The sequence below is a fragment of the Streptomyces sp. NPDC089424 genome (genome assembly GCF_044749345.1).
Taxonomy (GTDB): domain Bacteria; phylum Actinomycetota; class Actinomycetes; order Streptomycetales; family Streptomycetaceae; genus Streptomyces.
Window position 1 is genome coordinate 516,383 of sequence record NZ_JBIVHU010000002.1, and the last position, 25,226, is coordinate 541,608.

At 70.6% G+C, this 25,226-nt stretch carries 20 protein-coding genes; 10 read left to right on the top strand and 10 right to left on the bottom strand.

Translation table 11 applies throughout. The features are described from left to right. Positions 1-2: 2 nt before the first annotated feature. A complete protein-coding gene (tap, locus tag ACIP2X_RS10005) occupies positions 3-2,255 on the bottom strand; it encodes a telomere-associated protein Tap (RefSeq protein ID WP_401669930.1) in 2,253 nt (750 codons plus the stop codon). Between the two features lie 153 nt (positions 2,256-2,408). Here tap and ACIP2X_RS10010 point away from each other — a divergent pair, with 153 nt between their 5' ends. The 3 genes from ACIP2X_RS10010 to ACIP2X_RS10020 are packed head-to-tail and all read left to right on the top strand — an operon-like array spanning position 2,409 to position 6,137. Continuing rightward, positions 2,409-3,245 carry a hypothetical protein gene (locus ACIP2X_RS10010; RefSeq protein WP_401669932.1) on the top strand — a complete coding sequence of 279 codons (837 nt, stop codon included), beginning with the start codon at positions 2,409-2,411 and terminating at the stop codon, positions 3,243-3,245. 59 nt (positions 3,246-3,304) lie between these two features. Then, positions 3,305-5,701: a Helicase associated domain protein gene (locus ACIP2X_RS10015; RefSeq protein ID WP_401669935.1), complete on the top strand. Its 2,397-nt coding sequence runs from the start codon at positions 3,305-3,307 to the stop codon at positions 5,699-5,701. A gap of 52 nt (positions 5,702-5,753) precedes the next feature. After that, positions 5,754-6,137, top strand: coding sequence for a hypothetical protein (locus tag ACIP2X_RS10020; protein ID WP_401669937.1), 384 nt, complete (start codon positions 5,754-5,756; stop codon positions 6,135-6,137). Positions 6,138-6,174: 37 nt separating this feature from the next. Here the strand turns inward: ACIP2X_RS10020 and ACIP2X_RS10025 are convergent, their stop codons facing one another. The 3 genes from ACIP2X_RS10025 to ACIP2X_RS10035 form a co-directional block, all read right to left on the bottom strand. Then, positions 6,175-7,026 carry an endonuclease/exonuclease/phosphatase family protein gene (locus tag ACIP2X_RS10025; RefSeq protein ID WP_401669939.1) on the bottom strand — a complete coding sequence of 284 codons (852 nt, stop codon included), beginning with the start codon at positions 7,024-7,026 and terminating at the stop codon, positions 6,175-6,177. 145 nt (positions 7,027-7,171) lie between these two features. Next, positions 7,172-7,657, bottom strand: a complete 486-nt coding sequence (locus ACIP2X_RS10030; protein ID WP_401669941.1) for a hypothetical protein — start codon at positions 7,655-7,657, stop codon at positions 7,172-7,174. 132 nt (positions 7,658-7,789) lie between these two features. After that, positions 7,790-8,296, bottom strand: coding sequence for a molybdenum cofactor biosysynthesis protein (locus tag ACIP2X_RS10035; protein ID WP_401669944.1), 507 nt, complete (start codon positions 8,294-8,296; stop codon positions 7,790-7,792). 174 nt (positions 8,297-8,470) lie between these two features. Here ACIP2X_RS10035 and ACIP2X_RS10040 point away from each other — a divergent pair, with 174 nt between their 5' ends. Continuing rightward, a complete protein-coding gene (locus tag ACIP2X_RS10040) occupies positions 8,471-9,136 on the top strand; it encodes a maleylpyruvate isomerase family mycothiol-dependent enzyme (RefSeq protein WP_401669946.1) in 666 nt (221 codons plus the stop codon). 15 nt (positions 9,137-9,151) lie between these two features. Here the strand turns inward: ACIP2X_RS10040 and ACIP2X_RS10045 are convergent, their stop codons facing one another. Both ACIP2X_RS10045 and ACIP2X_RS10050 read right to left on the bottom strand, forming a co-directional pair. After that, positions 9,152-10,972: a sensor histidine kinase gene (locus ACIP2X_RS10045; protein WP_401669949.1), complete on the bottom strand. Its 1,821-nt coding sequence runs from the start codon at positions 10,970-10,972 to the stop codon at positions 9,152-9,154. Beyond that, the gene (locus tag ACIP2X_RS10050; protein WP_401669952.1) at positions 10,962-11,663 is read right to left on the bottom strand and encodes a response regulator transcription factor; all 702 of its coding nucleotides are present in this window, start codon (positions 11,661-11,663) and stop codon (positions 10,962-10,964) included. Before ACIP2X_RS10050 ends, ACIP2X_RS10045 begins: the two co-directional genes overlap by 11 nt. 229 nt (positions 11,664-11,892) lie before the next feature. Here ACIP2X_RS10050 and ACIP2X_RS10055 point away from each other — a divergent pair, with 229 nt between their 5' ends. Together ACIP2X_RS10055 and ACIP2X_RS10060 are read left to right on the top strand one after the other, a co-directional pair. Beyond that, complete coding sequence (locus ACIP2X_RS10055) at positions 11,893-13,113, top strand: Ig-like domain-containing protein (RefSeq protein WP_401669954.1); 1,221 nt, start codon at positions 11,893-11,895, stop codon at positions 13,111-13,113. A gap of 71 nt (positions 13,114-13,184) precedes the next feature. Continuing rightward, the gene (locus tag ACIP2X_RS10060) at positions 13,185-14,051 is read left to right on the top strand and encodes a L,D-transpeptidase family protein (RefSeq protein ID WP_401669957.1); all 867 of its coding nucleotides are present in this window, start codon (positions 13,185-13,187) and stop codon (positions 14,049-14,051) included. Positions 14,052-14,077: 26 nt separating this feature from the next. Here the strand turns inward: ACIP2X_RS10060 and ACIP2X_RS10065 are convergent, their stop codons facing one another. Then, positions 14,078-14,521: an OsmC family protein gene (locus ACIP2X_RS10065; protein ID WP_401669959.1), complete on the bottom strand. Its 444-nt coding sequence runs from the start codon at positions 14,519-14,521 to the stop codon at positions 14,078-14,080. Positions 14,522-15,037: 516 nt separating this feature from the next. On the opposite strand from ACIP2X_RS10065, the gene ACIP2X_RS10070 reads away from it, so the two are divergent. Continuing rightward, entirely contained in the window at positions 15,038-15,766 is a 729-nt protein-coding gene (locus tag ACIP2X_RS10070) for a PH domain-containing protein (protein ID WP_401669962.1), read from the top strand. A 13-nt stretch (positions 15,767-15,779) separates the two neighbouring features. On the opposite strand, the gene ACIP2X_RS10075 is transcribed toward ACIP2X_RS10070, so the two are convergent. From ACIP2X_RS10075 to ACIP2X_RS10085, 3 genes are all read right to left on the bottom strand, one after another. Continuing rightward, on the bottom strand, positions 15,780-16,286 hold the full coding sequence (locus ACIP2X_RS10075) for a DUF6584 family protein (RefSeq protein WP_401669964.1): 507 nt from the start codon (positions 16,284-16,286) through the stop codon (positions 15,780-15,782). 151 nt (positions 16,287-16,437) lie between these two features. After that, the gene (locus ACIP2X_RS10080) at positions 16,438-20,172 is read right to left on the bottom strand and encodes a S8 family serine peptidase (RefSeq protein WP_401669967.1); all 3,735 of its coding nucleotides are present in this window, start codon (positions 20,170-20,172) and stop codon (positions 16,438-16,440) included. Between the two features lie 327 nt (positions 20,173-20,499). Beyond that, entirely contained in the window at positions 20,500-21,516 is a 1,017-nt protein-coding gene (locus ACIP2X_RS10085) for a LacI family DNA-binding transcriptional regulator (RefSeq protein WP_401669970.1), read from the bottom strand. 281 nt (positions 21,517-21,797) lie between these two features. Between ACIP2X_RS10085 and ACIP2X_RS10090 the strand changes: the two genes are divergently transcribed. From ACIP2X_RS10090 to ACIP2X_RS10100, 3 genes are all read left to right on the top strand, one after another. Further along, positions 21,798-23,111 (top strand): ABC transporter substrate-binding protein, encoded by a 1,314-nt coding sequence (locus ACIP2X_RS10090; protein WP_401669972.1) that lies wholly within the window; start codon positions 21,798-21,800, stop codon positions 23,109-23,111. A 98-nt stretch (positions 23,112-23,209) separates the two neighbouring features. Continuing rightward, entirely contained in the window at positions 23,210-24,226 is a 1,017-nt protein-coding gene (locus tag ACIP2X_RS10095) for a carbohydrate ABC transporter permease (protein ID WP_401669974.1), read from the top strand. 16 nt (positions 24,227-24,242) lie between these two features. Then, positions 24,243-25,154: a carbohydrate ABC transporter permease gene (locus tag ACIP2X_RS10100; RefSeq protein ID WP_401669976.1), complete on the top strand. Its 912-nt coding sequence runs from the start codon at positions 24,243-24,245 to the stop codon at positions 25,152-25,154. The last annotated feature ends 72 nt before the right edge of the window (positions 25,155-25,226 follow it).

The following is a 25,226-nucleotide window of genomic DNA, read 5'->3' on the forward strand; positions in this document are numbered from 1 at the left end:
GTCTACTCGCCTTCGTCCACGACGGCGTCGCCGCCCTTGATGTGGCGTGCGGGGTTGAGCCCCTTCTCCATCAGGTCCACCGCCCACAGCATCGGCTGGACGCCCTCCAGCTTCGCCAGACCCGGCGTGGGCCCGAGACGGAAGGCACCGGGCTGGGGCTTCCCGCTGGCCGCGTACGGCAGGAAGTCGAGGGGGCCGGCGCCGGGGCTCGGGTAGACGACGCAGTCGGACAGCACGGCCAGGGGGAACAGCCCTGTCATCCTGGCCATGTTGGTGAGCTTGCGGTGCATGTTGACCCGGGCCTTGCTGATGACGGCGGCACGGATGTCGGGGCGCCACGTCGGCCGTTCCAGGGCCGGCCACCGCTCCCCCTGCTTGTAGTGCCTGCCCTGAGGACGCTCGCGCAGCTTGCCGACGCCGCCCTTGACCGTCGCCTTGATCGCGGTGAGTACGGCGAACAGGGCCGCGTCGGTGTGCTTGTGGCGTTCCATCGCGGCGAGGAACTCCGCGTCCGTGAGGTCCCGGGTGACGCCGAGGTCGGCGAGGGTGTCGACGTAGGCGTTCTTGAGGCGGTCGTGCCACGGGTCGAGGTAGGCGCCGGTCTCACGGCGAAGGTACGCCTCGATCGGTGCCACGTTGTGACCGAGCTCCTGGGCGTAGGCGACGGTGTGCGTCTGGTACCAGGCAGGGCCGGTCGGGCGGGAGCCGTCCGGTGTGAACGGCGAGGGCAGGCGGGGGTCCAGCTCGATGTGCGAGAGGTCGACCAGCCAGGAGCCGGGGATCTTCGGGTTGAACCTCGGGGCGTGGAAGTGGTCCGGCGCGGACAGGCCGACGACCAGGCGGGCCGCGGCGGCGAGGAACGCCGTGTTGAGGTCCAGGCCGACCGCGTACGGCAGCAGGCACTCCTCGTCCGTGAGCCGGTCCACCGGCCGCACCCACTGGTAGGCCTCCTCGTCGAGGAATCCGCCGCTCCAGCCGCTGTCGACGACGACGGGGTGCTCCGGGGTGGCCTCCGGCGGCGCCGGGTCCATGGGCTGCGTGCCCAGCGAGCCGGGGTGGTGAGCGGGCACCCAGTTGCCGGTGGCCTCGTCCCGCTCGGCGCGGGTGGGCGGGCGCAGCGCCGTCATCAGTTCCATCCCGGAGACGGCCGTGGAGCCGCGGGGGGTGATCACCCGCCGGGCGTAGACGCCGAGGACGCGGGCGATGTCGGCCGGTTCCATGGCGGCGACGCCGGGCCAGGACCGCTCGTCGAGGGCGTCCCAGGACAGGATCGCCAGCTGCACGCACTGCCGCTCGCGCCCCTGAGCCTTGCGGTAGATCCGGGCCCATGGGCCGAAACCGCGCTGCGTCAGCTGCCACTTGGCCCTGGCCACCTGCTTCACCACCGGGTGGTCGGCGGGCAGCCGCAGGGAACGGCGCTGCTCGTGCCCCTCCAGGCGCTCGGGCAGTCCGAGCTTCACGGCTGCCGCGCCGGTGAGCACGATCAGCGGGTCGCTGTCCTTGCCGTAGCGGTGGAGCCGCGCGGCACCGAGGCCGGACTCGCGCAGCGTCCACTCCACCAGCTCCGGGACCGTGGTCGCCGGGCAGTCGAGCACGATGCCGTCGACGCACCAGGCGGAGCCGTCACCGTCCAGGACGGCGAGCGGACCGTGCGGGAACCGCGCGTCGACGGCGGGTCTCCCCGCGCCGTGCGCGGCCGTGCGGCGCGCGGACGCGGCCGGACGGGAGGCGGACGCGGGTGGGACCTCCGCGATGAGGTGGGGGGCAGGCGCGGGTGGGGCCTCCGCGACGGGGTGGGGGGCACGCCCGAGTGGGGCCTCCGCGACGGGGTGGGGGGCAGGCGGGGGCGAGGCCTGCGCGACCGGATGGGAGTCCGGGCCGGGCGGGGTCCGCACGGCAGGGGCCTCCGCGGGGGTGGCGCTCTCCTGCGCGGGGAGGGCCACGCCCGCCCCCGTACCCGACGCGTGGGGCGGCGTGTTGACCCCCGGAGAGGGCGGGGCGCCGTGCGCGGGATACTTCGCCGCCCAGCCGCGCAGCAGCCGCTGGTACGCCTCCAGCCGGGGCGGGCGGGGCTCGGAGCGGCCGTTCTCCCAGTTCTTGACGCTCTGTGTGGTGCTGCGCAGTGCCGCCGCCAGGCGGGCCTGGGTGATGCCGGCCGCCTCGCGCAGCCGGGCCCGTTCCGCCGGGGACGGCAGCCGGGGTTCCTCCTCCAGCAGGGCGTCCACGTTGGCGAACAGCTCTTCCTCGGTGGCCATGAGCGTCTACCTCCCGCCCTCACCCTAGCAGCGATATACCTCCGATTTACCCTTGGGATTAACTTACTTGGGGGACTCTGCTACCTTGACAGCGCGCCACGCCGGACCACCGTACGTGCGCGTGAACACCGGCACCGTCCAAGGAGATCCGCGTTGCCCGACCGCCGCAAGGTCCTGTTCGTGACCGACCTCTCCTACCAGGCCCGGGGACGGCGCTACAGCGACGAGGACATCTGGCTGACCTCCCGGCTGCGCGAGGATTTCGACATCGCACTGTGCCACCCCCTGGACGCCGCCGCGCTGATGGACACGTTCGACGCGGTCGTGGTTCGCAACAGCGGTCCCGTGCTGCACTACCAGGAGGAGTACGACGCCTTCCGTGCGCGGGCCACGGCCCACGGCACCCGGGTGTACAACCCCCTGACCGGCCGGGGCGACATGGCCGGCAAGCAGTACCTGCTCGACCTGACCGCCGCCGGACACCCGGTCATCCCCACCGTCGACCGGCCCGAGCACCTGCACCTGCTGCCGGAGGCCGACCAGTACGCGGTCAAGCCCAAGGCCGGCGCGGACTCCATAGGGCTGGCCTTCCTGCCCCGGGAGGAACTGGGCGGTCTCGTCCACGGCGACATCCTGGTCCAGCCGCGCATCGACTTCCGTTACGAAGTGTCCTTCTACTTCGTCGACGACGCGTTCCAGTACGCCCTGCACGCCCCCGACCCGCGGCGGCGCTGGGAGCTCGAGCACTACGAGGCCACCGACGCCGACCTCGCCTTCGCCCGGCGCTTCATCGACTGGAACACCCTCGACCACGGCATCCAGCGGGTCGACGCCTGCCGTACCCGGGAGGGCGAACTGCTCCTCGTCGAGCTGGAGGACCTCAACCCCTACCTGTCCCTGGGCCTGGTCACCGACCAGGCGCGGGACTCCTTCGTGGCGCACATGACGGCATCCCTCCACCGGTTCCTGGCCGCCGGTCCCGCCATGTGACACGGCGCGCGAGCCCTGAGAGCGATCCGTCGAGCGCCATGAGGCTGGAGAGTGCAGCGATGTCCGAGCTTCGGCTGCGGGACCACCAGCGCGAAGCGGTCGCCGCCATCGTGCGGGGCCTCGACGTGCCGTCCGGCGGGATCCCCGTGAACGGTCTGCGCGGTCAGGTGCACGCGGCCTGCGGGACCGGCAAGACCCTCATGGCCGCCGCTGCCGCCAGGCGACTCGTGCCGCGCGGGCGCGTCCTCGTGCTGGTGCCGACGCTGGACCTGCTGGCCCAGACCGTGAAGGCGTGGCACCAGGCAGGCCACAAGGGGCCCGCGGTCGCGGTGTGTTCGCTCCGGGACGACCCGGAGCTGTGGAACCTCGAGGTCCGATGCACCACCAACCCCGTCCAGCTGGCCCTGTGGCACGGACAGGGTCCCGTGACCCTCTACGCCACCTACGCGTCGCTGCCGGTCCTGGCCGAGGCCTTCGAGGGTGCCTACGGCCAACGGCTCGCCCCCGTCGACCTCGCGGTCGTCGACGAGGCCCACCGGACCAGCGGTTCCCTGGGCAAGGCCTGGGCCGACGTCCACGACCAGCAGATCATCCCGGCCGCGCGCCGGCTCTACCTGACGGCCACGCCCCGGATCTGGCAGGAGCGGGCACCCCACTGGCAGGTCGCCGAAGGCGTCCGCGACGCGCTGCCCGAGGAGTTGGCGGCCTCGATGGACGACGAGGCCGTCTTCGGCCCCGTCCTGTACAAGCTCTCCCTCGCCTCGGCCGTCTCGCGCGGTCTGCTCGCCCGCTACCAGATCATCGTGATGGAACTGACCGACCCCGTCGTCACGCCGGAACGGCTGATGGGTGAGGAACGGCGCGGCGAGGAGGTACGAGGGCAGCGGCTGGGCGCGCTGCAGGCCGCGTTGCTGCGCACCATGGCCGAGCACGACCTGAGCACCTGCATCACCTTCCACCACCGCACCATGGAGGCGCAGGCCTACGCCGAAGGCCTCGGCCGCGTCGCCGCGAAGCTGCACGCCGACCGGCCCGAGGCCTACCCGGCGAAGATCTGGGCGGACTGGCTGTACGGCGAACACGCCGCCGAGCGCCGCAGCGAGGTCCTCGCAGGCTTCGGCACCACCGCCGAGCGCGCCGTCCTGGCCAACTGCCGGATCCTCGGTGAGGGCGTCGACATCCGCGCCGTCGACAGCGTCGCCCTGCTCGACCCCAAGGGCGCCCCGCACGACATCGTGCAGGCCATCGGCCGGGCCCTGCGCCAGAAGCCGGGCCAGGGCAAGCTCGCCTCGCTCATCGTCCCCGTCTTCCTGCCGCGCGGGGAGCGGCCGGAGGACATGTTCACCTCCGCCTCCTACCGGCCCTTGGTCAAGGTGCTCGCCGGCCTGCGCGCACACGACGAGGAGGCCGTCGAACTGCTCGCCGTCCCGCAGGAGCCGCAGAAGGACGCCGCACAGCCCTCCGTGTTCATCGGCTCCGCCCCGGGAGAGGGCGAAGCGGAGTCCCGGCTGCTGCTGCGGTTCGCCGCACCTCGCGACCCGGTCATGGTCGCCCGGTGGGTGTCGTTCAACGTCATCGACACCGAGAGGCAGGACTGGGCGCGCGGCTGGTCGGCCCTGAAGCGGTACGCCGAACGCGAGGGCCACGCCCGCGTCCCCTACGGGCACAAGGAGGGGGCCTACCCGCTCGGGCAGTGGATCGCCGAGCAGCGCCGATCCCACGGGGCCGGGCAGATCACCGGACGGCGCGCCGCCCGTCTGGAGGAGCTCGGCATGGTCTGGTCCCTGCCCGACGAACGGTTCCAGGAGAACCTGGCAGCCGCCCAGGCGTACTACGACGCACACGGGACCCTGTGCGCGCCGAGGTCGGCGACGGCGCTGGACCGGCCCGTGGGGCAGTGGCTGTCCAACCTGCGCCGCCCCGGCGCCCTCGACGGACGGCCGAAGTGGGCGCGGGCGCTGGCCGAGATCGACGAGCACTGGAACCCGGCGTGGCCGCCCGACTGGCAACGCCACTACGCGGCCGCCCGCGAGCTCCTGCGCGACGAGCAGGGCCTGCCCGAGGTCCTGCCCGGTGTCACCGTGTACGGCATGGACATCGGACGGTGGCTGCACAAGAACCGCCGGCACAGCGTCTGGCAGACCCTCACGGACGGACAGCGCGCGCTCCTGGAGCGGCTCGGTGTCACACCGTCGTCACCGGAACCGGACGCACCCGCCCCTGCCCGCGCGGCAGCCCCGAGTGCCTTCGAACGGGGCGTCGCCGCCCTGGCGCAGTACAAGTCCCGCACCGGAGCGGTGGGCCCCGTCAGCCGCTCCCACATCGAGATCCTGCCGGACGGAACCCAGGTGAAGCTCGGCGTGTGGCTCTCCAACACGAGGAGCAGACGCGCCAAGCTCACCGGCGACCAGCTCCGGCGACTGACCGGCCTCGGGCTCGACTGGGGCCCGGCCTAGACTGATTCATCCGCATCGAGTGACTGCGAGCGAGGGCCCCATGAGTCGCCGGATGACCCAGGGTGCCCTGGCCGTTGGTTCGATCGGCATTCTGATCAACGTCGTGGATGCGATCGAGTCGGGCCACTTCGAGCCGCACGACGCCTTTGCCGCGCTGATCGCACTCGGTGCGGCTGCCGAGTTGGTCAAGGGCAGCCGACCCAGGCTGTCGCGGACGCTGTGGGCCACGGCGTCCGCGCTGCTCGTGCTCGGCGGGTCCGTCGCGGGCTACGGAGCGTGGAGCTCGCTGATCAAGGGCGCAAGCTACGACTGGCTCGACCTCGTCATCGGAGTGCCGGCCGTGCTCCATGTCGCCGTCGGCGCGGCCGCGTCGGCGGCACGCCGGTCCCGCCGAGCGTCGAAGCTCCGTGACGACGGCGACATGGTGAGCCCGTAGCGGACGGACCGAAGCCGCGCGCTCCCGCGACCGTGGATCAGGGGGTGACGAGGACCTTGCTGAGCAGCGGGAGGTGGTCCGAGGCGGTCGGGTCGTTCTTGACCACGCGGGTGAGCAGCGGCGTCACCTTGCGGGTCGTGTAGATGAGGTCGATCCGCTCGGTGGGGGCCTCGGCCGGGTAGGTCGCACCGTCGCCGCGGCCGTGGAAGGACGTGGCCCACGCGTCGGTGTACGCCTTCTGCAAGGGCTGCGACTCCGGGGCGGCGGGGAGGGCGTTGAAGTCGCCCACGAGGATTCCGGGCTTCTTCGTGCCGATCAGGTCCACGACCTGTGCCGTCTGCTCCAGGCGGTCGGTCTGCGAGCTGGCGGCCAGGTGGGTGTTGTAGAACTCCACCTTCCTGCCGTGGACGTCCAGGGTGGCGTGCAGCAGGCCCCGCTGCTCCTGACCGGGGGACTTGTACAGCCATGTGTTGTCGGAGGCGGTGATCGGGTAGCGCGACAGGATCGCGGTGCCGTACTGCACGCGGTGGCCGCCCTCCACCGGCGGGGCGTTGTCGATGTTGGCGCCGAAGACCACGTGGTAGCCGAGCAGCGCCGCGAGCTCGGCGGGCTGGTCCGCCCAGTCGCTGCGCGCCGAGTAGTGGTTGTCGACCTCCTGGAGTCCCACCACGTCGGCGCCGCTCTCACGGACGACCTCCGCGATGCGCCGGAGGTCGAGGACGTCGTCGGTGCCCTGAGCGTGGTGGATGTTGAACGTCATGACGTCCAGCACGCGGGGTCCGGAGAACCGGTGGGCGGCGCCCTCCTCGTTCGCCGAGGCCTGGGCGACGGATCCGACGGCGGCGAGCGTGACCACCGTCGCGAGGACGGGCAGGGTGCGGCGGAACATGAGGACCTCCTGGCAAGGGTGCGCAACGGGCCCGATCATGGCCGCGCCTTCTGACCTGCCCTTGGCCGCGACGTGAAGACGAGAGACCCGGCCGGCTACGACAGGAAGTCGGCGACGCCCCCACTCTCCGTCGACAGCGCCCAAGTCAGCGAGCTGCCGCGGCCTTTCCGGCGCAGCTCAGCCCTTTGCCGCGACGGCTGCTCAGGCTGATGGTGGTGAGCCCCTCACGGCGGGTGCCACCGTCGAAGTGAAGTATCTCCGGAGACTCGACTCCGATCTTGCTCGTGGGGTCGAACGCCAGGTAGAGGCCGACCGGCAGGAATATCAGGGACGCGGCGATCGCCAGGAGCACGTACAGGGGCTCCTCGCTGGGGTTGTCGCCGGCGAGGCCGACGATCCACAGCGCGGCCGTCGACCCCACGATGAGAGCGGACGCGGTCAACGAACGCATCATCGGCCCCCGCCGCAGCCGCCGGGTCGTCTCCAGATCCTGGATGACGAACACGCCCTCGCGTCCGCACTGCCCGCACACCACCGTCGCCCGCGACTCACCGCGCTCGGGGCGCCGTATCACGGACGAGGTCTCGCGCGACTTCGTCTGGATCCGCCCGAGTTCATGCTCAAGTTCCATCAGGTGCACCATCGTGAGCTTGATCCGCTCAGGCACGGTCCACGACACAAGCCCTCCCCTTCCTGCGCGCCGGAAGCGTCAATCTAGCTCGGCCGCAGCTCCCTCAACAGCCTCTCAAGGAAGGCGAGTTGCTCAAGACGCCGGGTCCCTGTCCGTGGCCGTGAACGCTGCGGGGCCCAGGGTGAGAACGCCGTCGGAAAGCGGTGTGCACCGCACACCGCCCTTGCCTCTCAGCGCGCGCTGGGCACCGGCTCCGATGGTGGTCTCCATCCAGGCACAGGGCCTGGCCGCGCTGTTGACCGCCAGCAGGACCGGCCCGTGGCCGCTGTCCAAGCTGACCGTGGATCCGACATACGCGTCGATGTCCACCCCTTTCAGGAGGACGTTGCGACGCGTCTGCCGAAGGTCGATCGCCGCGTTGATGTGCACCGGGAGATTCTCCACCGCCATGAGAGTGACGGCGGCGCGGCGGTGGGCCGGATGAGCGAAGTACCGGTCGCCGACGATCCCCAGATTCCGTCGTACTTCGACCCTGTCGACGAGTTCCTCCCCCTGCGCCGGAGCCGGGCCGTCGGCGGGGCGTCCCATGAAGCGATGGGTCGGCGACAACAGGAGCTGAATCACTTCCACCGTGGTCATGAAGTTCACTGTACGAAGTTCACGGTACATCGGGGAAAATCGGCGATTTCACCCGGCAGCCGGGGAGCAGCAGGCAGTTGTGCCGGCCAAGAAATTTGGTCACGGGCGATGAGTTTGCCGTCCGATACGGGTCTCCCCCTACCAGGCACGCCCCCTGACAGGAGAACCTTCCTCATGACTGAGCGCGAAGTGACAGCAGCCGGCAGCCGCAGGGACGGCGTGTGGCCCTTGATCCACGCCGAGCGAGCTGCGCTGGCGGCCGATCTCTCGGAGCTGACGGACGAGGGCTGGACGACGCCCTCGCTGTGCACCGGCCTGACGGTGCGTGAGGTGCTGGCGCACCTCACCGCCGGCGCGAGCCTCAATGCCGTGCGGTGGATGGCAGGGGTGATCCGCTGCCGGTTCGACTTCGACAAGCAGGTGGCGATGCGGCTGGCCGAGCAGCTGGGCTCCACTCCGGCCGAGACCCTTGCGCGATTCCGGCAGGTCGTCCCGAGCACCACCAAGCCGCCCCTGCCCCCGATCGCCATGCTGGGCGAGACGCTCGTGCACGGAGAGGACATCCGCAGGCCGCTGGGCATCCGTCATGACTACCCGGTCCAGGTCGTCACACAGGTCGCCGAGTACTACCAGGGCTCGGACCTCGTGGTCCTCGCCAAGGGACGCATCGGCGGACTGCGGCTCGTCGCCGACGACGGCCCGTTCGCGACCGGTTCCGGGCCACTGGTGTCCGGGCCCACCTTGGCCCTCGTCATGGCCACGACCGGACGGGCGACGTACTGCGACGACCTCGTGGGCGACGGTGTGGAACTGCTCCGCGGCCGCTGCGGGACGGCGTGACCCGGCGCCGACCCGTCAGCCGGACTCCGGGAGCGGGCCACCTGGGAGGCGCACGGTGAACACCGCGCCCACGCCGGGGGTGCTCTCGGCACTCACGGTCCCGCCATGGGCCTCGACGAACTGACGGACGATGGACAGGCCCAGCCCGCTCCCGCCCGTACTCCGGCTGCGGGACTTCTCCGCGCGCCAGAACCGTTCGAAGACGTGCGGCAGGTCGTGCGGGGCGATTCCGTCGCCCGTGTCCCGCACCGTCAGCACCACGTCGTCACCGTCCGGCCGGGCGACGAGCGTGACGCTGCCGTGCGCCCGGGTGTGCCGCAGGGCGTTGGAGACGAGGTTGCCGAGGACCTGGCGCATCCGCACCGGATCGGCGTCCAGCCAGAGGCCGGATCGGACGTCGCTGCGCAGATCGACGTCCGCGGCGTCGGCCGTGCCGCGGTGGGCGGCCACGACCTGGGCGACCAGGTCGTCCGCGCGGACGGGTTCCCGGTGCAGTTCGAAGGTGCCCGCGTCGACCGCGGCGAGGTCCTGCAGATCGTCGATGATGTGCTGGAGCAGCAGGGCCTCGTCGTGGAGCGAGGCGATGAGGTCCGGCTCCGCGTCGACCAGACCGTCACGGGTGGCCTCCAGCCAGCCGCGGATGTTGGTGAGCGGGGTGCGCAGCTCGTGGGCTATGTCGCTGACCATGGCCCTGCGCTGGGCCTCCAGTTGCTCCCGTCGTGCGCTGAGTTCGTTGAAGGCGGCGGCCAGGAGCCCGGTCTCGTCCTTGGTGGTGACGGGGACACGGGTGTGCCGCTGCGGTGGTTGCAGCGCGGCGGTCGTCAGGGCGCGCAGGGGGCGGACGAGACGGACGGCGACGCCCGCGGTCAGGGCGAGACTCAGGGCGAGCACCGCTGCCGTCACTCCGACGATCTTGGCCTTGTTGGCCGTGGAGAGGTCGAACACGGAGAGGCGCTGGTTCTGGCTGCCCAGGTAGAGCAGTGCCCGGGGCGCGACGAACGGGTCGAGTTGGGTGCGGCGCGCGCTGTCGACGCAGTCCTTGGCCTTCTGCCGGCCCTCGGTGGGGAGGGCGCCGTCGTGTGCCGGAACCTTGCTCGTTCCGGAGATGACGTCGAGACTGATGCCGATCTTGAAGCCGATCATGCTCCGTCCGGTGCCGACGCAGGCCTGCAGGAGGCCGTCGAGCTCCTCCAGCGCGGCCGCCTCCGTCCCGGTCGGCGTGTTGAGCTTCCCGTCGGCGCACTCGATGGGCACGCTCGCGTCCCCGGCGTCCTGGGTGATCACCGTGCGTCCGCTGGGACCCTGCCGCAGGGTGCCGTCGCTGCCGTGGCGCCGCATGCACGACAGGCGTATCTCGGCGAGCTTCCTGACGAACCTGCGTTCCTGGCGGTCGAGCGCGTACGGTCCCACGGCCCGTGGGTCGATGCCGGAGAGCTGGCCGCCGGGTTCGGTGTAGGTGTCGATGCGCAGGGGGTCGATGGTGGCCGAGGCACGGTCGGGCAGGGCCGACCCCGCGGGGGCGGAGTCGGCGACGACCCGGCCGGCCGTGGTGGTCACGGCGATGCGCCGGTCCGTCGTGCGCGAGAGTGCCAGTACCGTGGCCCGGACCCCGTCCCAGTCGGCGTGGCCCGCGGCGAAGCCGCTCAGTTGCCGGAGGATGTCGGTGTCGTCGGCCAGCAGCTGACCGCGTTCCTCCTGCACGGCGCGCGTGGTGGTCTCCACCGCCAGCCACGCCGTGGCGCCCACGGAGAGCGCGGTGATCGCCATCGAGGTGAGCAGAAGCCGTACCAGCAGGCTTCTGCGCATGGGTATGCCGGCGCGGGAGTCAGCCGCCATCACGACCGCCGGCGAACTTGTATCCGACGCCGAAGACCGTGAGCAGCCGGGCGGGTCTGCGCGGGTCCGGTTCGATCTTCTTGCGCAGGTTCATGATGTGCACGTCGATGGCACGCTCGGTGGACGCGCGGTCGTGGCCGCGGGTGTGGTGCAGCAACTGGCGGCGCGTGAAGACCCGGCCGGGTTCCGCGACCATCGCGTGGAGGATCGCGAACTCGCCGGGCGTGCACGGGACGGCGGCGCCGTCGCAGGTGGCCACGTGGCGGACCGGATCGACGGTGACACCGCCGGCACGGAGTACGGTGGCCGGCTCCGAGGGCCGCGCCGTGCGGCGCAGCACGGCACGGATGCGTGCCAGCAGCTCCCGTGGACTGTAGGGCTTGGTCATGTAGTCGTCCGCGCCGGTGTCCAGTCCGAGCAGCAGGTCGTCCTCGGTCGAACGGGCGGTCAGCATCAGGATCGGTATCGGCACCTCCTCGTCGTCGCGCAGCACCCGGCAGACCCCGTATCCGTCGACCCCGGGCAGCATGAGGTCGAGGACGACGAGATCGGGCCTGCGGCGGCGGGCCTCGTCGATGGCCGCCCGCCCGTCGGTGACCACGACGGCCTCGTGGCCTTCCTTCACGAGCAGCCGGCGGATGAGTTCCGCCTGCATGAGGTCGTCTTCCGCGACCAGGACATGTGCGCACACGCAGCCGACTCTAGGCGCCCACGATCCTTGGAGGGCCGGATGGTCGCCCTTCCCACATGCTGACAACTTCCTGATAAGTCCACGTCAGCCTCGGGGTATGCCCCGAGGCGTACGTGGTGCGGGCGCTGCCGTGGTGACGTCCAGCGGTGCCGCGCGCCCTTCGCGGCCGGGGCCGGTCACGCTCCACCTCTTCGTGGAGCACACCGTTCACGGACACGACGGAGACACGATGCACCAGAGCGGCACCACCCTGCCTCGCCTCGCCCGGGCGCTTGCCCTGCTGTCCGCCTCGGCATGCCTGCTGACCGGCTGCGGCACGGGGGCAGGGTCGGGGGACGAGCGTCCGGACGAGCCCTCGGCCGCCGGCCGGGCGGCGACGCAGCCGCGCATGTCCCTCGGCGCCTCCGACGGACAACGGAACGTCTCCGTCCGCGCCGGAGGCCGGGTAGTGGTGGAGCACGGCACGCTCACCGACGCGTCGCTGGTCACCGCGGACGGCCGCAGCGTGCCCGGCACGCTCGCCGCGGGCGGGAGGTCCTGGTCCCCGGACGACGCCCTGGACCACGGCACCACCTACCGGCTGACAGCCGTCGTCAGAGGCGACGCCGGGGCGACGGCGACCAGGAGGATCACGTTCACGACCCTGGCCGAAGCCGACCGCTTCACCGGCACCCATGTCCCGGAGAACGGCTCCACGGTCGGTGTGGGGATGCCGGTCTCGTTCACGTTCGACAGGGCGATCTCCGACCGGCGGGCCGTCGAGTCCGGCATCGAGGTCACGTCCACCAGCGGCCAGAAGGTCGTCGGTCACTGGTTCGGCGCGCGTCGGCTCGACTTCCGCCCGCAGCAGTACTGGAGGGCCGGATCCGAGGTCACGGTCCGCATCCGTCTGGACGGCGTCAGGGGCGCCGAGGGCGCCTACGGCGAGCAGGACGGAACAGTCCGCTTCACCGTGGGCCGGAGTCAGGTGTCCACCGTGGACGCCGCCGCGCACCGGATGACGGTCGTCCGCGACGGCCGCGTCGCGCGGACGATACCCGTCACGGCCGGCGCCCCGTCCTCCCCCACCTGGAACGGACGGATGGTGATCTCCGAGAAGCTGAGGACGACCCGGATGAACGGCGCCACCGTCGGGTTCGCCGGTGAGTACGACATCCCGGACGTCCCGCACGCCATGCGCCTGTCCACGTCGGGCACGTTCATCCACGGCAACTACTGGGGCGACGACTCGGTGTTCGGCAGGTCCAACATCAGCCATGGCTGCGTGGGACTCAACGATGTGCAGGGGGGCGGTGACACCTCGCAGGACGCCGCCTGGTTCTTCGACAACTCCCTGCTCGGCGACGTGGTCGTGGTGCGCGGTTCGCAGGACGCGACCATCGCCCCGGACAACGGCCTCAACGGCTGGAACATGTCGTGGCGCGAGTGGACAGCGGGTTCCGCACGGTGAGTGCCCCCTCCCCCGGCAACGAGCCGCTCGCGCTGACCAGTTCCTCACATCCGCCCTCCAGGCTGATCAACATGGCTGAGCTCCCTCACATCGCACCCCCGCCTCCACGCGCCCCACGCCAAGGGCGGCACACCACGACGTCGTTGAGGCTCCTCGCGGTGCCGGCGCTCGCCCTGACCCTGTCCGCGACGCTGACCGGGTGCGCGGGCGTCGGCGCCTCGTCCGACGACAACCGGCCGGACACCGCCGCCGCGGCGGCGGGGACGGCGGGCCCGTCAGGGGGACCGGGCACGGCGCAGGCGAAGCCCCAGCCCGCCGGCGGACACCGCGCGGAGAGTCAGACGGCAGCTCCCACGCCGTTGCCGGGCGTGGGCCCCCGCACGCTCGCCGGGATCCCGCGTGACACCCGCCAGGTCGTCCTCGTCAGCGGCCGCGGCAAGAACTCCTGGGACTCGGAGGTGACGCTCTACCGGCGCACCGAAGCGGGGTGGCAGCCGGGGGTCACCTGGCCCGCCCACAACGCGCTCAAGGGCTGGACCGATGACCACCGCCTGGGCGACCGGCGTTCTCCCATCGGTGTGTTCACCCTCACCGACGCGGGCGGTCTGCTGCCCGACCCCGGCACGCGGCTGCCCTACGACCGGTCCTCCGGCTTCACGATCAACGGCACCGGGGTCCTCGGTGAGCCGTTGTCGGGTTCCTTCGACTACGTCGTAGCGATCGACTACAACCGTGAGCCGGGCCACTCGCCCCTGGACTGGACCCGTCCGCTCGGTACCGAGAAGGGCGGCGGCATCTGGCTCCACGTCGACCACGAGGGGCCCACGCAGGGCTGCGTCAGCCTGAAGAAGCAGCACATGCGGGAACTGCTGCTGTGGCTCGATCCCGAGCAGCACCCGGTGGTCGTGATGGGAGACGCCGCGTCACTTCGCCGCTGACCGGGTGGGCGGACCCGTGCGGGACGTCAGGCGTCCGCGACCGTCGTGGTCACGGGTGCGCCGATCTCGACGGTTCTGCTCACCGTGCAGAGACGGTCGTGGGACGCCTTCACCGCGCGGGGCAGGATGGCGCGGGCGCGTTCCGCGCCCTCGTCGCCGTCCGCGAACGCGACGGTGAAGGTGACCTGGAGGTTCGTCATCCGGTTGCCCAGGTCGTCACTGATCTTGTCGCCGGTCACCGCCACGGAGAAACCGGTGGGCTCCGCGTGGCGGCCGGTGGCGACGTCGACGTCGACGGCCGTGCACCCTCCGATGGCGGCGAGGAACAATTCGACCGGGGTGAAGCCGGTGTCCTGCCCGCTGTCCGAGGACGTACCGAAAGTGATCGATCCGCCGCGGACGTTGGTCGCGACGAACCGGCCGCTGCCGGTGCGCTCGACGACGACGGAACGCTCCGAGTTTTCGCTCATGTCCTCGACACTAGTCGCTGGGCACCACCGACCTGTCGCTCGACGTCGCGTCGGGACGCCGAGTCCTCGTGTTTCCTGTGCGGGCCCACACTCGCAGTGTGTGGTGAGAACCCGCCGAGCGAGCGGCGTGAGCAGTTCCTCTCCGAGCAGGGACCGGCGCGGCTGGAGGTGGCCGGTTCCGCAGGCGGACGGCGTGAGGATCATGCGGGTCCGGTCGTAGCGGCCCCCGTACCTTCAGAGGGCGCGGACGGTGGCTTCGCCGCCTGGCTACGGGCACTGGACACCGTCGAAAGTCCGCCGCCGTCGCCGACGGCCTTCTTCCAGGAGATTCTCGCCCGCCATCCGGGCCGTCTCGATCCCGCACCGGAGTGGTACGGCGCGCAGCGCCTCCTCCGCTGAACTGCCCGACAGCGTAGGCCAGTTGAGAAGCAACTCTCGCTGGACACAGGGAAGTTGACTGGGCAACATGGACAGGCCACAGCTGTTCGCGTCGGCCGAAAGGGCAAGGGCACACCGATGGACGTCGGCCCGAGAACCGTTCCCCGCGAGTACCGGATCAGTTCGGCCCAGATACGCGCCATGGTCTTCGCGTTCCTCGGCGCCGCGATCACGATCGTGGCCCCGCTGTTGTTCCTCGAGGGCTTGCCGGTCCTCGCCCGGACCCTCGGCAGCGTAGGGACACTGGGCCTGCTCGGGTGGCTCCTGTGGGCCGTGGGGCGCTGCGCGACGACGGCGGACGTCAAGGCGTTGAGGGTGCGCGGCCTCGTCACACGTCGCCATCTGGCCTGGGAGGACATCCAGGCGCTGCGCGTCGAACCCAACCCGGGCGCGGGCGCCGCGAGTAATGCGGCGAATGTGATCGTCAGCGCCTACGGCCGGGACGGACGCCGCCTCATACTGCCGTTCGTCGACGACCGCCACGTGAATGTGGAGCGCGAGTTCGCGGTGCTTCAGGCGCTCTGGTTCCAGCTGCGCGGCGCCGACTGGAGACCCGATGCGGAGGCGGCACGTCACATCGAGCGGCAGACGGCACGGCAGTCCGCCCTCGGCTGCGGAGTCGCCGCCATGTTCCTGTCCATCATCCCGATCACCGGAATCTCGCTCCTCACCGTGTTCTTCGACATGCCCGAGATCGTGAACACCCTGGTATGGCCCTGGATCTTCCTGGTCGGTCCGCCCGCTGTCCTCCTTCTCACCATGTACGGCGTCTACCGCAAGACTCTGCGTCAGATCCCGCCTCGGTAATCGCGGGCACGAGTCAGTCAAGGAGCGCGACGAGCCCGTTCACCCAGACGGCGAGAAAGGCGAGGACCGCCACCAGGCATCCGGCACCCGCCAGGAACCCGGCGAACCCGCCTCCCCGACCGTCCGCCGGCTCGCCCGAGGGCACCGCGTCCCAGTCGACGGGGTGTCCCACGACGTCGGAGCATTCCGTTCGTACCGCGGCGAGCTGTTCCCTGGCCCAGGCCGTTCGGGCGAGCGGCTCCGGACCCTGCCAGGCAAGTGCCCGCATCCGCCGGGGACCTGAGGGGTATCGCGCCTCGAAGGCGGAGGTCTCTGCCGCGTCCCGGTCCTGTTCGAGGTACATCCAGCGGCCCGCCTGCGCTGGTTCTCCGTACAGGCGGTACACCTCGGCCAGGCGCCGGCGAAGCTCCAGGTCGGTCGGGTAGGACGACACCAGCCCGCGTAGGCGCTGACGCGCGACGGGGACGCGGCCGGCCGCCAGATCGGCGTCGACGCGGGCAAGGGTCTCCTTCAGCGGCATGCCCGCATGATCAGGTGAGGCGGTGACCTCCGTCGACCCGTTTTCTCCCGCCGGGCGCACTCGGACCAGCACCACACCCATCACGCGGCCGGGGAGCGGGCGTGCGCGGGACCGGTGCCGCGGAGGGCGCCGCACCGGTCCCCGTGTCACGTCACCTCAGGCCGAACGCGCGCATGACCCTCTGGGAGATCGAAGCGCCCGTCCCGTCCGTGGCGACGGCTCGCAGCGACACGAACGTGGCCGAGCGAGGTGCGGACAGGTGCGCTGTCCACGCGCCGTCGCGCCGCGAGGTCCTCATGCGGTGCCAGGTGGTTCCGTCGTCGTAGGAGACGTCGAGCCGGACGGAGGACACCTCGTTCTCGGGGGCGCCGAGCACCGACGGGGTGAGGGTGAGGGCGGCCGAGCGGCGGGCTCTGCCGTCGGTGTCGAGGTCCACACCGTAGTCGAGCTGCACCAGCGGGACTGTCTCGTTCTCGGCCTGCCCGGAGACGAAGGACCACTCGGTGCGGGTGGATGTGGAGTACCGGCTGAACGCAGGGTTGTCGTGGGAGGCGTCGACCACGAGCCGGTACGGCAGACGCTCGGGGGCCAGGCCCGTGGCGTATCCGCTGTCGTAGTCCGTTTCCGCGAGCAATGTGTCGCCCTGGTAGAGCGCGGTGCGCTGCGACAGACCACCGCCCCAGCTCTTGCCCGAGTGTGCCGCTCCGCTGCTTCCCCACGCGGGTGTGTCGTAGTACAGGACGCTGCCGTTCTCCCGTGAGGGGAGGTTGTCACCGATCATGCGAGGGCGCGTGATCGGTGTGGTCCACCGTTCCTCGTGGGTACCGGCGGAGGCGTACGTCACGGCCTCGGACGTCTCGGTCGTCACGTCGCCGACGTCGACCCTCTGCTGCCATTTGACGGCACTGCTGGTGGAGACCCAGTCGGTGCGCCGTCCTCGCTGGACCGGTTCGGTGAGGAAGTTCCAGGCGCCGCCCAGGAGGTAGCGCGGGAGGTCGACACGTGTCTCCGAGGCGGGCGTCGCCGCACCGTGGCCGAACGTGACGTCCACGCGTGCGAGGTTCCGGGCGTCGGCCCGATGGGTCAGGTCCGGCGGGATCGCTGTCGTGTGATGGCTGACCAGGTCGTACAGATAGGAGGGAACGGGATGTGCCGTCGTGCGCAGACGCGTCCGGTCCCGGGGCGACGCCGCGATGTCGGCGATGAGGGATTCGCCGTCGCTCCTGGTGACCGACGCCACCGCCAGCGGCCCGGGCGAGTGGTAGTCGCTGTCGCCGTACCAGGTGTGGAGCCTGCCCACCGCGTCGTTGACGACGAGCAGGAGCCTCACCCCGGCGGCTTGGGCGGCCTGGGTCTGTTCGTACGCCGTGACGGTGGCGCTGCGGCGCACGACGGCCGCCTTGCCCCGCGCGGACAGGTGGGTGTACTCGGCCGCGGAGCCGGTGCCCGCGAAGACGGCGTCCAGGTTCGCGCTGCCGTCCGGAAGTGACGTGGCGCCCCTTTGCATGAGCACATCCAGGTTGTGCGTGCCGTGGGAGACCTGGAGCGGGGTCTGAGGGGCCCGCCACCTGGTGGTGAAGTCGAAGCCGCCGACCTTCACCTTCTCCGGGGAGGGCTGGGCCCACACGCTGTCGTAGGTCGCATCGATCATCTTGCTGTCGATCCAGTCCCCGTACGTCCCGGGCTTCGGCTGCGCGGTCGTGAACGAGCGCCAGTACTCGACCCTGGTGTTCGTCGGCATGCTCGGCCTGGGCGTCAGCGCGCGGACCTGACGCGCCTCGGAGGCGTCGAAGGTGACCGTCGTGGGATCGGTCAGTTCGACCTCCGGGTCGCCCAGCAGCGCAAGGCCCTTGGAGTACGGACCGTGCGCCCCGCGGACGTCCTTGAACATCATCGCCGAGTAGGTGTCGTGGGGCAGGTGCAGGGTGAGACCGTCCTCCGGCACCCGGTGCGACCGGAGGTACGGATCGTTGGCGCCCTTGAGGGTGACCGTGCCTGTCGAGGGCTGCCCGTCACGGTCCTTGACCCGAAGCGTCAGGTCGTACCGCTCGGATTCCGTCCGCGTGCTGAGGACCGTGTGGGCGGCGACCGCGCCGGCGGCGTCCCGTGCGACGATCTGGCCGGTGTGGCCGCCGACGGCCACCTTGCGCGGGTCGACGACGAGACCGACCGAGGCGGTGCCGTGGGCCGGGACGGTGACCTGGTCGGATTCCAGGGTGAACAGGTCGCTGGGGCTGTCGCCCCGGTCCAGTGTCAGCCGCAGGGACACCGGGATGTCGCCGTGGTTCGTGTAGGTGACGGAGCGTTCGATCGGCTGCGGGTCCCGCGACCACTTGATCAGGCCCGTGTCGATCGAGCCGGTGGCGACGAGCCGCGTCCCGAAGGCCGCGGCGGCGTCGACACGGCCGGTACCGCCGCGGTAGGCACTCGTGTCCGGAGTCGCCTTGCTCGTGCTCATCAGGGCGTCCTTGAGCTGCTGTCCCGTCCAGTCGGGGTGCTTCTGGGCGAGTAGTGCGGCGGCGCCGGCGACGTGCGGAGTCGCCATGGACGTACCGCTCTTGACGGTGTAGTGGCCCTCACCGCTGGTGTGGTGCGAGCGAGCGGCCAGCACGTTCACTCCTGGCGCGGTGACGTCGGGCTTGAGTCCGTCGTCACCCTCGCGTGGGCCGCTGCTGGAGAAGCCTGCCATCTGGTCCGCCGAGTCGACGGCGCCCACCGTGAGCGCGGCTGCCGCCGTGCCCGGCGCGTTGACGGTGTACTCGCCCGGTCCGGAGTTGCCCGCCGCGATGACGAAGAGCGCACCGGTCTCCTCGCTGAGGCGGTTCACGCTCCGGCTCATAGGATCCGTCTGGGTGTGCAGGGAGGAGCTGCCCAGACTCATGCTGATGATTCTGGCCTTCTCGGTCCTGGCGGCCCACTCCATCCCGGCGATGATCCAGGACTCGTCGCCGGATCCGCTGTCGCCGAGGACCTTGCCGATTGCCAGGTCGGCGCCCGGGGCGACACCCCTCTCCTTGCCGTCCGAAGCGGCACCCGTGCCCGAGACGGTCGACGCGACGTGCGTACCGTGCCCGCGACGGTCGGTGATGTCCTCTCCCGGTACGAAGCTCCGGCCGGAGACGATGCGTCCCTGGAGATCGGGGTGGTCCGCGTCGATGCCGGTGTCGAGCACGGCCACCTTGACCCCGGCGCCGGTCGCGCCGGCGTCCCAGACCCGCGGCGCTCCGATCTGGGCCGTGCTGTCCGCCAAGGCCGCCTTGACCTTGCCGTCCAGCCAGATCCTGTCGATGCCGCCGGACAGGGAGGGCGTTCCGGCGGCTGACTCGCGGACGCCGTTCCCGTCCGGCTCCTGCACGAGGGCCCGCCACAGACTCGCGGCCCTGGAACGGTCCGCGGTGGCGGACTCACCGCCCACAGAGGTCAGTTGCCGCTCGGAGACGAGTCCGGGCAGGTCGGTGCGGGCGAGAGAGGACGCCGCGGCGTCACGGGTGACGATCAGGGGCAGCCCGGCCGCACGCGCGTCGTCGTACCCCTGGGCTATGAGCCCGGTGACGTTGAAGAGCCGCCTGTCGAGTGCGCCGGAGGCGACATAGGGCTCGGCGTCGTCGGGGATCACGTAGGTGCCCGAGGCGTCGGTGACGGTCCGCACGGACCCGGTGGCATCCGCGCGGCGCTCGACGATCATCGACGCCGGTGCGCCGTTGGGCGCCGGTGTGACGGTGACCTTGTCACCGGTGATCAGGGTGACGGTGCGGGCGGTGCCGACGGGGCCCGTCGCCGCGCGCGGCGACGGGTTGCCGGCCGTGCCGGGAACGGAGGGAGGTGAGGTCGCGGACGCCGGGGCCGCACCGAGGGTCGACAGGAGCACCAGGGCAATGCCTGACACCGCGATACGCCCGCCAAGTGGCAAGGGAGGCAAGGAAGTTCCTAACAGAAGAAGACGTCGGGGATGCGCCTCCTGAATTGACCGGGTGCGGCCCCAGGCGGTCAACACTTCCCGGTGGCGTATCGACGCCGTGTCACAACTACGCCGAGTGGCGACGACGACCGAGATCTGCCAGGGCCGCCGGAACAGGGCGCAGTCGACGACGTGGGAGATCCCCCGCCCAGTCGGCCGCGTACGTCCGGGAATTGCCCGGTAGGCCGTCCTGGCACGGCGTCATCGTCCGGCGGACGTCGGCCTGCGCACTCCCCTCTCGGCAGGCCGGACCCTTCAGGAGGAGTCGCGCACGACCAGCTCGGTGGGCAGGAAGACATGACGCCTCGCCACCCCGGGATCGGCGATCTCCTCCAGGAGGATGCGGGCGATCGTCGAGCCGATCTCCTCCACCGGCTGCCTGACGCTCGTCAGCGACGGGTAGGCGTAGCGCGCGATGTAGGAGTCGTCGAAGCCGACGATCGCGACGTCGTCCGGCACGCGCCTTCCCTGGCGCCGCAGTTCGAGCATGGCGCCGGCCGCCATCACGTCGGACGCGGCGAACACGGCGTCGAGGTCGGGCGCACGTTCAAGCAGCGAACGCATGGTGAGCATTCCGCCCTCCTCCGTGAAGTCGGCCGAAGCGACCAGCCGCTCGTCGGGCGCGATGCCCGCCTCTTCGAGGGCGGTCGTCCACCCCCGCAGCCGGCCGCGGGAGACATCCATGTCGAGGGGTCCGGAGATGGTGGCGAGGGTCGTGCGGCCCCGGGAGATGAGGTGCCGTCCCGCCTCCTGTCCGCCGCCCAGGTTGTCCGACACCGCGTGGCTCAGGGACTCCGCCGGCGAGCGGCGGCCCGCCAGGACCGTCGGCAGGCCCATGTCCTCCAGGATTCCGGGCAGGGGGTCGTGCTCGTGCACCGAGACCAGCAGGACGCCGTCCACCCTGCGCTCCGCGACGCTGTCCGTGAGCCGGTTCCGTTCACCGCTGTCGCGGACGAGCATGAGCTGGAGTTGCGTGCCCGTCGTCGCGAGCACCGTGCTCACGCCCCGGATGACGCCCGCGAAATAGGGCTCCGAACCTAGCCTGCTCTCGGACTCGGGGATCACCAGCGCCACGGAGTTGGTCCGCCGCGTCACCAGACCTCGGGCGACCGAGTTGGGGACGTAGTTCAGCTCGGCTATGGCGGCGAGCACCGCGGCCTTCGCCTCGTCGCTCACGAGCGTCGAGCCGTTGATGACCCTTGACACCGTGGTGCGCCCCACACCCGCCCGCGCCGCCACGGTTTTGATGGTCGGCCGCTGCTGCGCCCCCATGTCCGTCTCCTCGTCCGGCCCGGTCGCACGCCGGTTCGCCAGCGCATTGTGCCAGAGATGCGCGGAGGCGAGCCGGTCCGGAACTCGCCCTCCGACTTCTCACTGTGACGAACACCGTTCAAGTTCTTGACACAGGGCGCGCTCAAGCGCCAGTCTTCCGGCACTCGATGGGAACGTTCCCACCGCGTTTGGGAACGTTCCCAATCCTCACTCCGGCCGGCCGTCCCAGTCGACCGGCCCGTACTCGGTGCGTCGGCGCCGCCGCCTGAGAGGACACGTACATGAAGGTCACCCGGAAGCTGTTGCGTACGAGAGGTGCCGCCGTCATATCGGCCGTCACGGCTCTCGGCCTTCTCACCGCATGCGGGGGCAGCGACTCCGGCGGGACGGGGGGAGGCGTCAAGGACGGCAAGACCACCATCACCATGGGCCTGTTCGGCGTCATGGGCTTCAAGGAGACCGGCCTCCTCGACGAGTACATGAAGCTCAATCCCAACGTCCGCATCGAGGCCGAGGTCGCGGGTGACGAGCAGACCTACTACACGGCTCTGCAGACGCACCTCGCCGCCGGCAGCGGCCTCAAGGACATCCAGGGCATCGAGATCGGACGCGCGAAGGAACTCGTCGACACCCAGGCCGACAAGTTCGTAGACCTGGGCAAGATGCCCGGCACCGACCACTTCCTGCCGTGGAAGCTGAGCCAGGTGACCGGCAAGGACGGCAAGGTCATCGGACTCGGCACGGACATCGGCCCGATGGCCGTCTGCTACCGCAAGGACTTCTTCGAGCAGGCCGGCCTGCCCACCGACCGCGAGCAGGTCGCCAAGCTGTGGGACGGCGACTGGGCGAAGTTCGTCGCCGCCGGCAAGCGGTTCAAGAAGGACTTCAAGGGCGGCAAGGTCGCCTTCATGGACAGCTCCAGCGGCCTGTTCAACGCGATGATCTACGGCAACTCCCAGCAGTTCTACGACAAGGACGGGAAGCTGATCTACGAGGACAGCCCCGTCGTCCAGGAGGCCTGGGACCTCGCGTCCGAGGCCGCGACCTCCGACCTGACCGCCAAGCTGCGGCAGTTCCAGCCCGGTTGGGACCCCGGGCTCGCGAACAGCACCTTCGCCACCACGGTGTGCCCGGCGTGGATGCTCGCCCACATCAGTGAGAAGGCGGGCGACCAGAACAAGGGCAAGTGGGATGTCGCCAAGGCCCCCAAGGGCGCCAACTGGGGCGGCTCGTTCCTCGGCGTGATGGAGAAGAGCCCGGTGAAGGAGGAGGCGAAGAAGCTCGTCGCCTGGCTGACCGCGCCGGAGCAGCAGGCCCGCCTCTTCGAGGAGATCGGCAACTTCCCGTCCTCGCAGAAGGCGCTGGAGGCGCCCGAGGTGACGAACGCGAAGTCCGAGTACTTCAGCGGCGCGCCCATCGGCCAGATCTTCGGCACCGCCGCGCAGGAGATCCCCGACGAGCAGGTGCTCGGCCGCAAGGACGGGACGATCAAGGACATCTTCTCCCAGGGACTGACCCTGATCGAGTCCCAGAACCAGAGCCCCGACAAGGCCTGGGAGACGACCGACGAACGCATCAAGAAGGCCGTCGGCTGACCTTCACCCAGAACTCCGGCGGGCGGACGCGCACGACGCGTGCGCGACGGCCGCCGGAGTACGCCCAGCCCGCAAACCGCCACGCCTAAGGACCACCGGTGTCCACTCAGACCTCAACTGCCGCGGCCGGCCGGCAGCCCACCAAGAATCCCGCCGACCCGTCCCGCCCCGCCCACGGGGGCCGGCAGCCGCGGAAGGACCGCCGCTGGAGCGCCCTTCTCCACCGGCTGGACGTGAACGGGGCGCCGTACGCCTTCATCGTCCCCTTCTTCGTCGTCTTCGCCGCCTTCAGCCTCTACCCGCTCATCTACACGGCCTGGATCTCCCTCCATCACGCCGAACTCGCCACCATGGACCTGATGGAGTGGGTCGCGCTCGACAACTACACCGCTCTCGCCCAGGACGACCGCTTCTGGAACGCCCTGGCCAACACCATCACCATCGGCGTCCTCTCCGCCGTTCCGCAGCTGCTCATGGCGCTCGGCCTCGCACACCTGCTGAACTACCGGATGCGCGGATCGACCTTCTTCCGGGTGGCCACCCTGACGCCGTACGCGACGTCGGTGGGTGCCGCGGCGCTCGTGTTCACCATGCTCTTCGAGCGCGACTTCGGCATGATCAACTGGCTGTTGAGCCTGTTCGGCTTCGACCACGTCGACTGGGAGAGCAACAAGTGGGCCGCGCAGATCGCGATCTCCACGATCGTCATCTGGCGCTGGACCGGATACAACGCCCTGCTGTACCTGGCCGCGATGCAGGCGATCCCGCTCGACCGCTACGAGGCCGCCGCGATCGACGGGGCCTCGCGCTGGCAGCAGTTCCTCAAGGTCACCATCCCCGGGATCCGGCCCACGATCGTCTTCACGATCGTGCTCTCCACCATCGGCTCCACCCAGCTCTTCGGTGAGCCCCTGATCTTCGGTCAGGGACCGAACGGCATCACCGGCGGAGCGGACAACCAGTACCAGACCCTCGGACTGCTGCTCTACGAGGAGGGCTGGAAGAACTACCAGATGGGCCGGGCGGCCACGGTGGCGTGGGCGATGTTCCTGCTGCTCGTCCTCATATTCGCTGCCCAGCGCCTGCTCAAGCGGCGCTCAGCGCGCTCGTCCTGACCAGGAGATGCCCCTCATGACCACCAACACCCTCCGGGCTCGCAAGGACGTGCTCGCGACCTCGCCCGGCAAACGCCCCTTCCGGCTGCGCAGGGCGATCGGGGCGGGCCGCCAACACCACGCGAGCCCCGTCACCTACATCCTGCTCGCCATCGCGGCCATCACGTCGATCTTCCCGCTGTACTGGACGATGGTCGCGGCCTCCACGGACAACACCCGGGTCACCCAGACGCCGCCGCCGTTCCTGCCCGGCCCGCACCTCTTCGAGAACCTGGGCAGGGCCTGGCAGGACGCCGCGCTCGGCAAGGCCATGGTGAACAGCATGATCGTGGCCGGCACCATCGCCACCTCGACGGTGCTGTTCGCCACGCTCGCCGGCTTCGCCTTCGCCAAGCTGCGCTTCCGGGGACGCAACATCCTGCTCACCCTGGTCATCGGGACGATGCTGGTGCCGCCGCAGCTCGCGGTCGTGCCGCTCTTCCTCATGATGACCGACCTCGGCTGGGGCCAGAAGCTGCCCGCCGTCATCTTCCCCACGCTGGTCAGCGCGGTAGGCGTCTTCTTCATGCGCCAGTACCTGAGCGACGCGCTGCCGGACGAACTGGTCGAGGCCGGCCGTGTGGACGGGGCGCACTCGCTCCGTATCTTCTGGAGCATCGTCCTGCCGGTCGCCCGGCCGGCCATGGCCGTGCTGTTCATGATCACCTTCGTGCACGCCTGGAACGACTTCTTCTGGCCGTTCATCGTGCTCGACATGACGAACCCGACGGTCCCCGTCGCCCTCACCCAGTTGAGCGCGGGGTACGTCAGGGACCAGTCCCTGATCATGGCGGGCGCGCTGCTCGGCACGCTCCCCCTGCTCGCGATGTTCATCGTCTTCGGGCGTCAGATCGTCGGCGGCATCATGCAGGGCGCCGTCAAGGGCTGACCAGGCCCTCCCGAGCCCCTGTCGTCTCCCCCCTCCTCTCACCCATCGACTGTCATTCCGGAAGGACCCGCG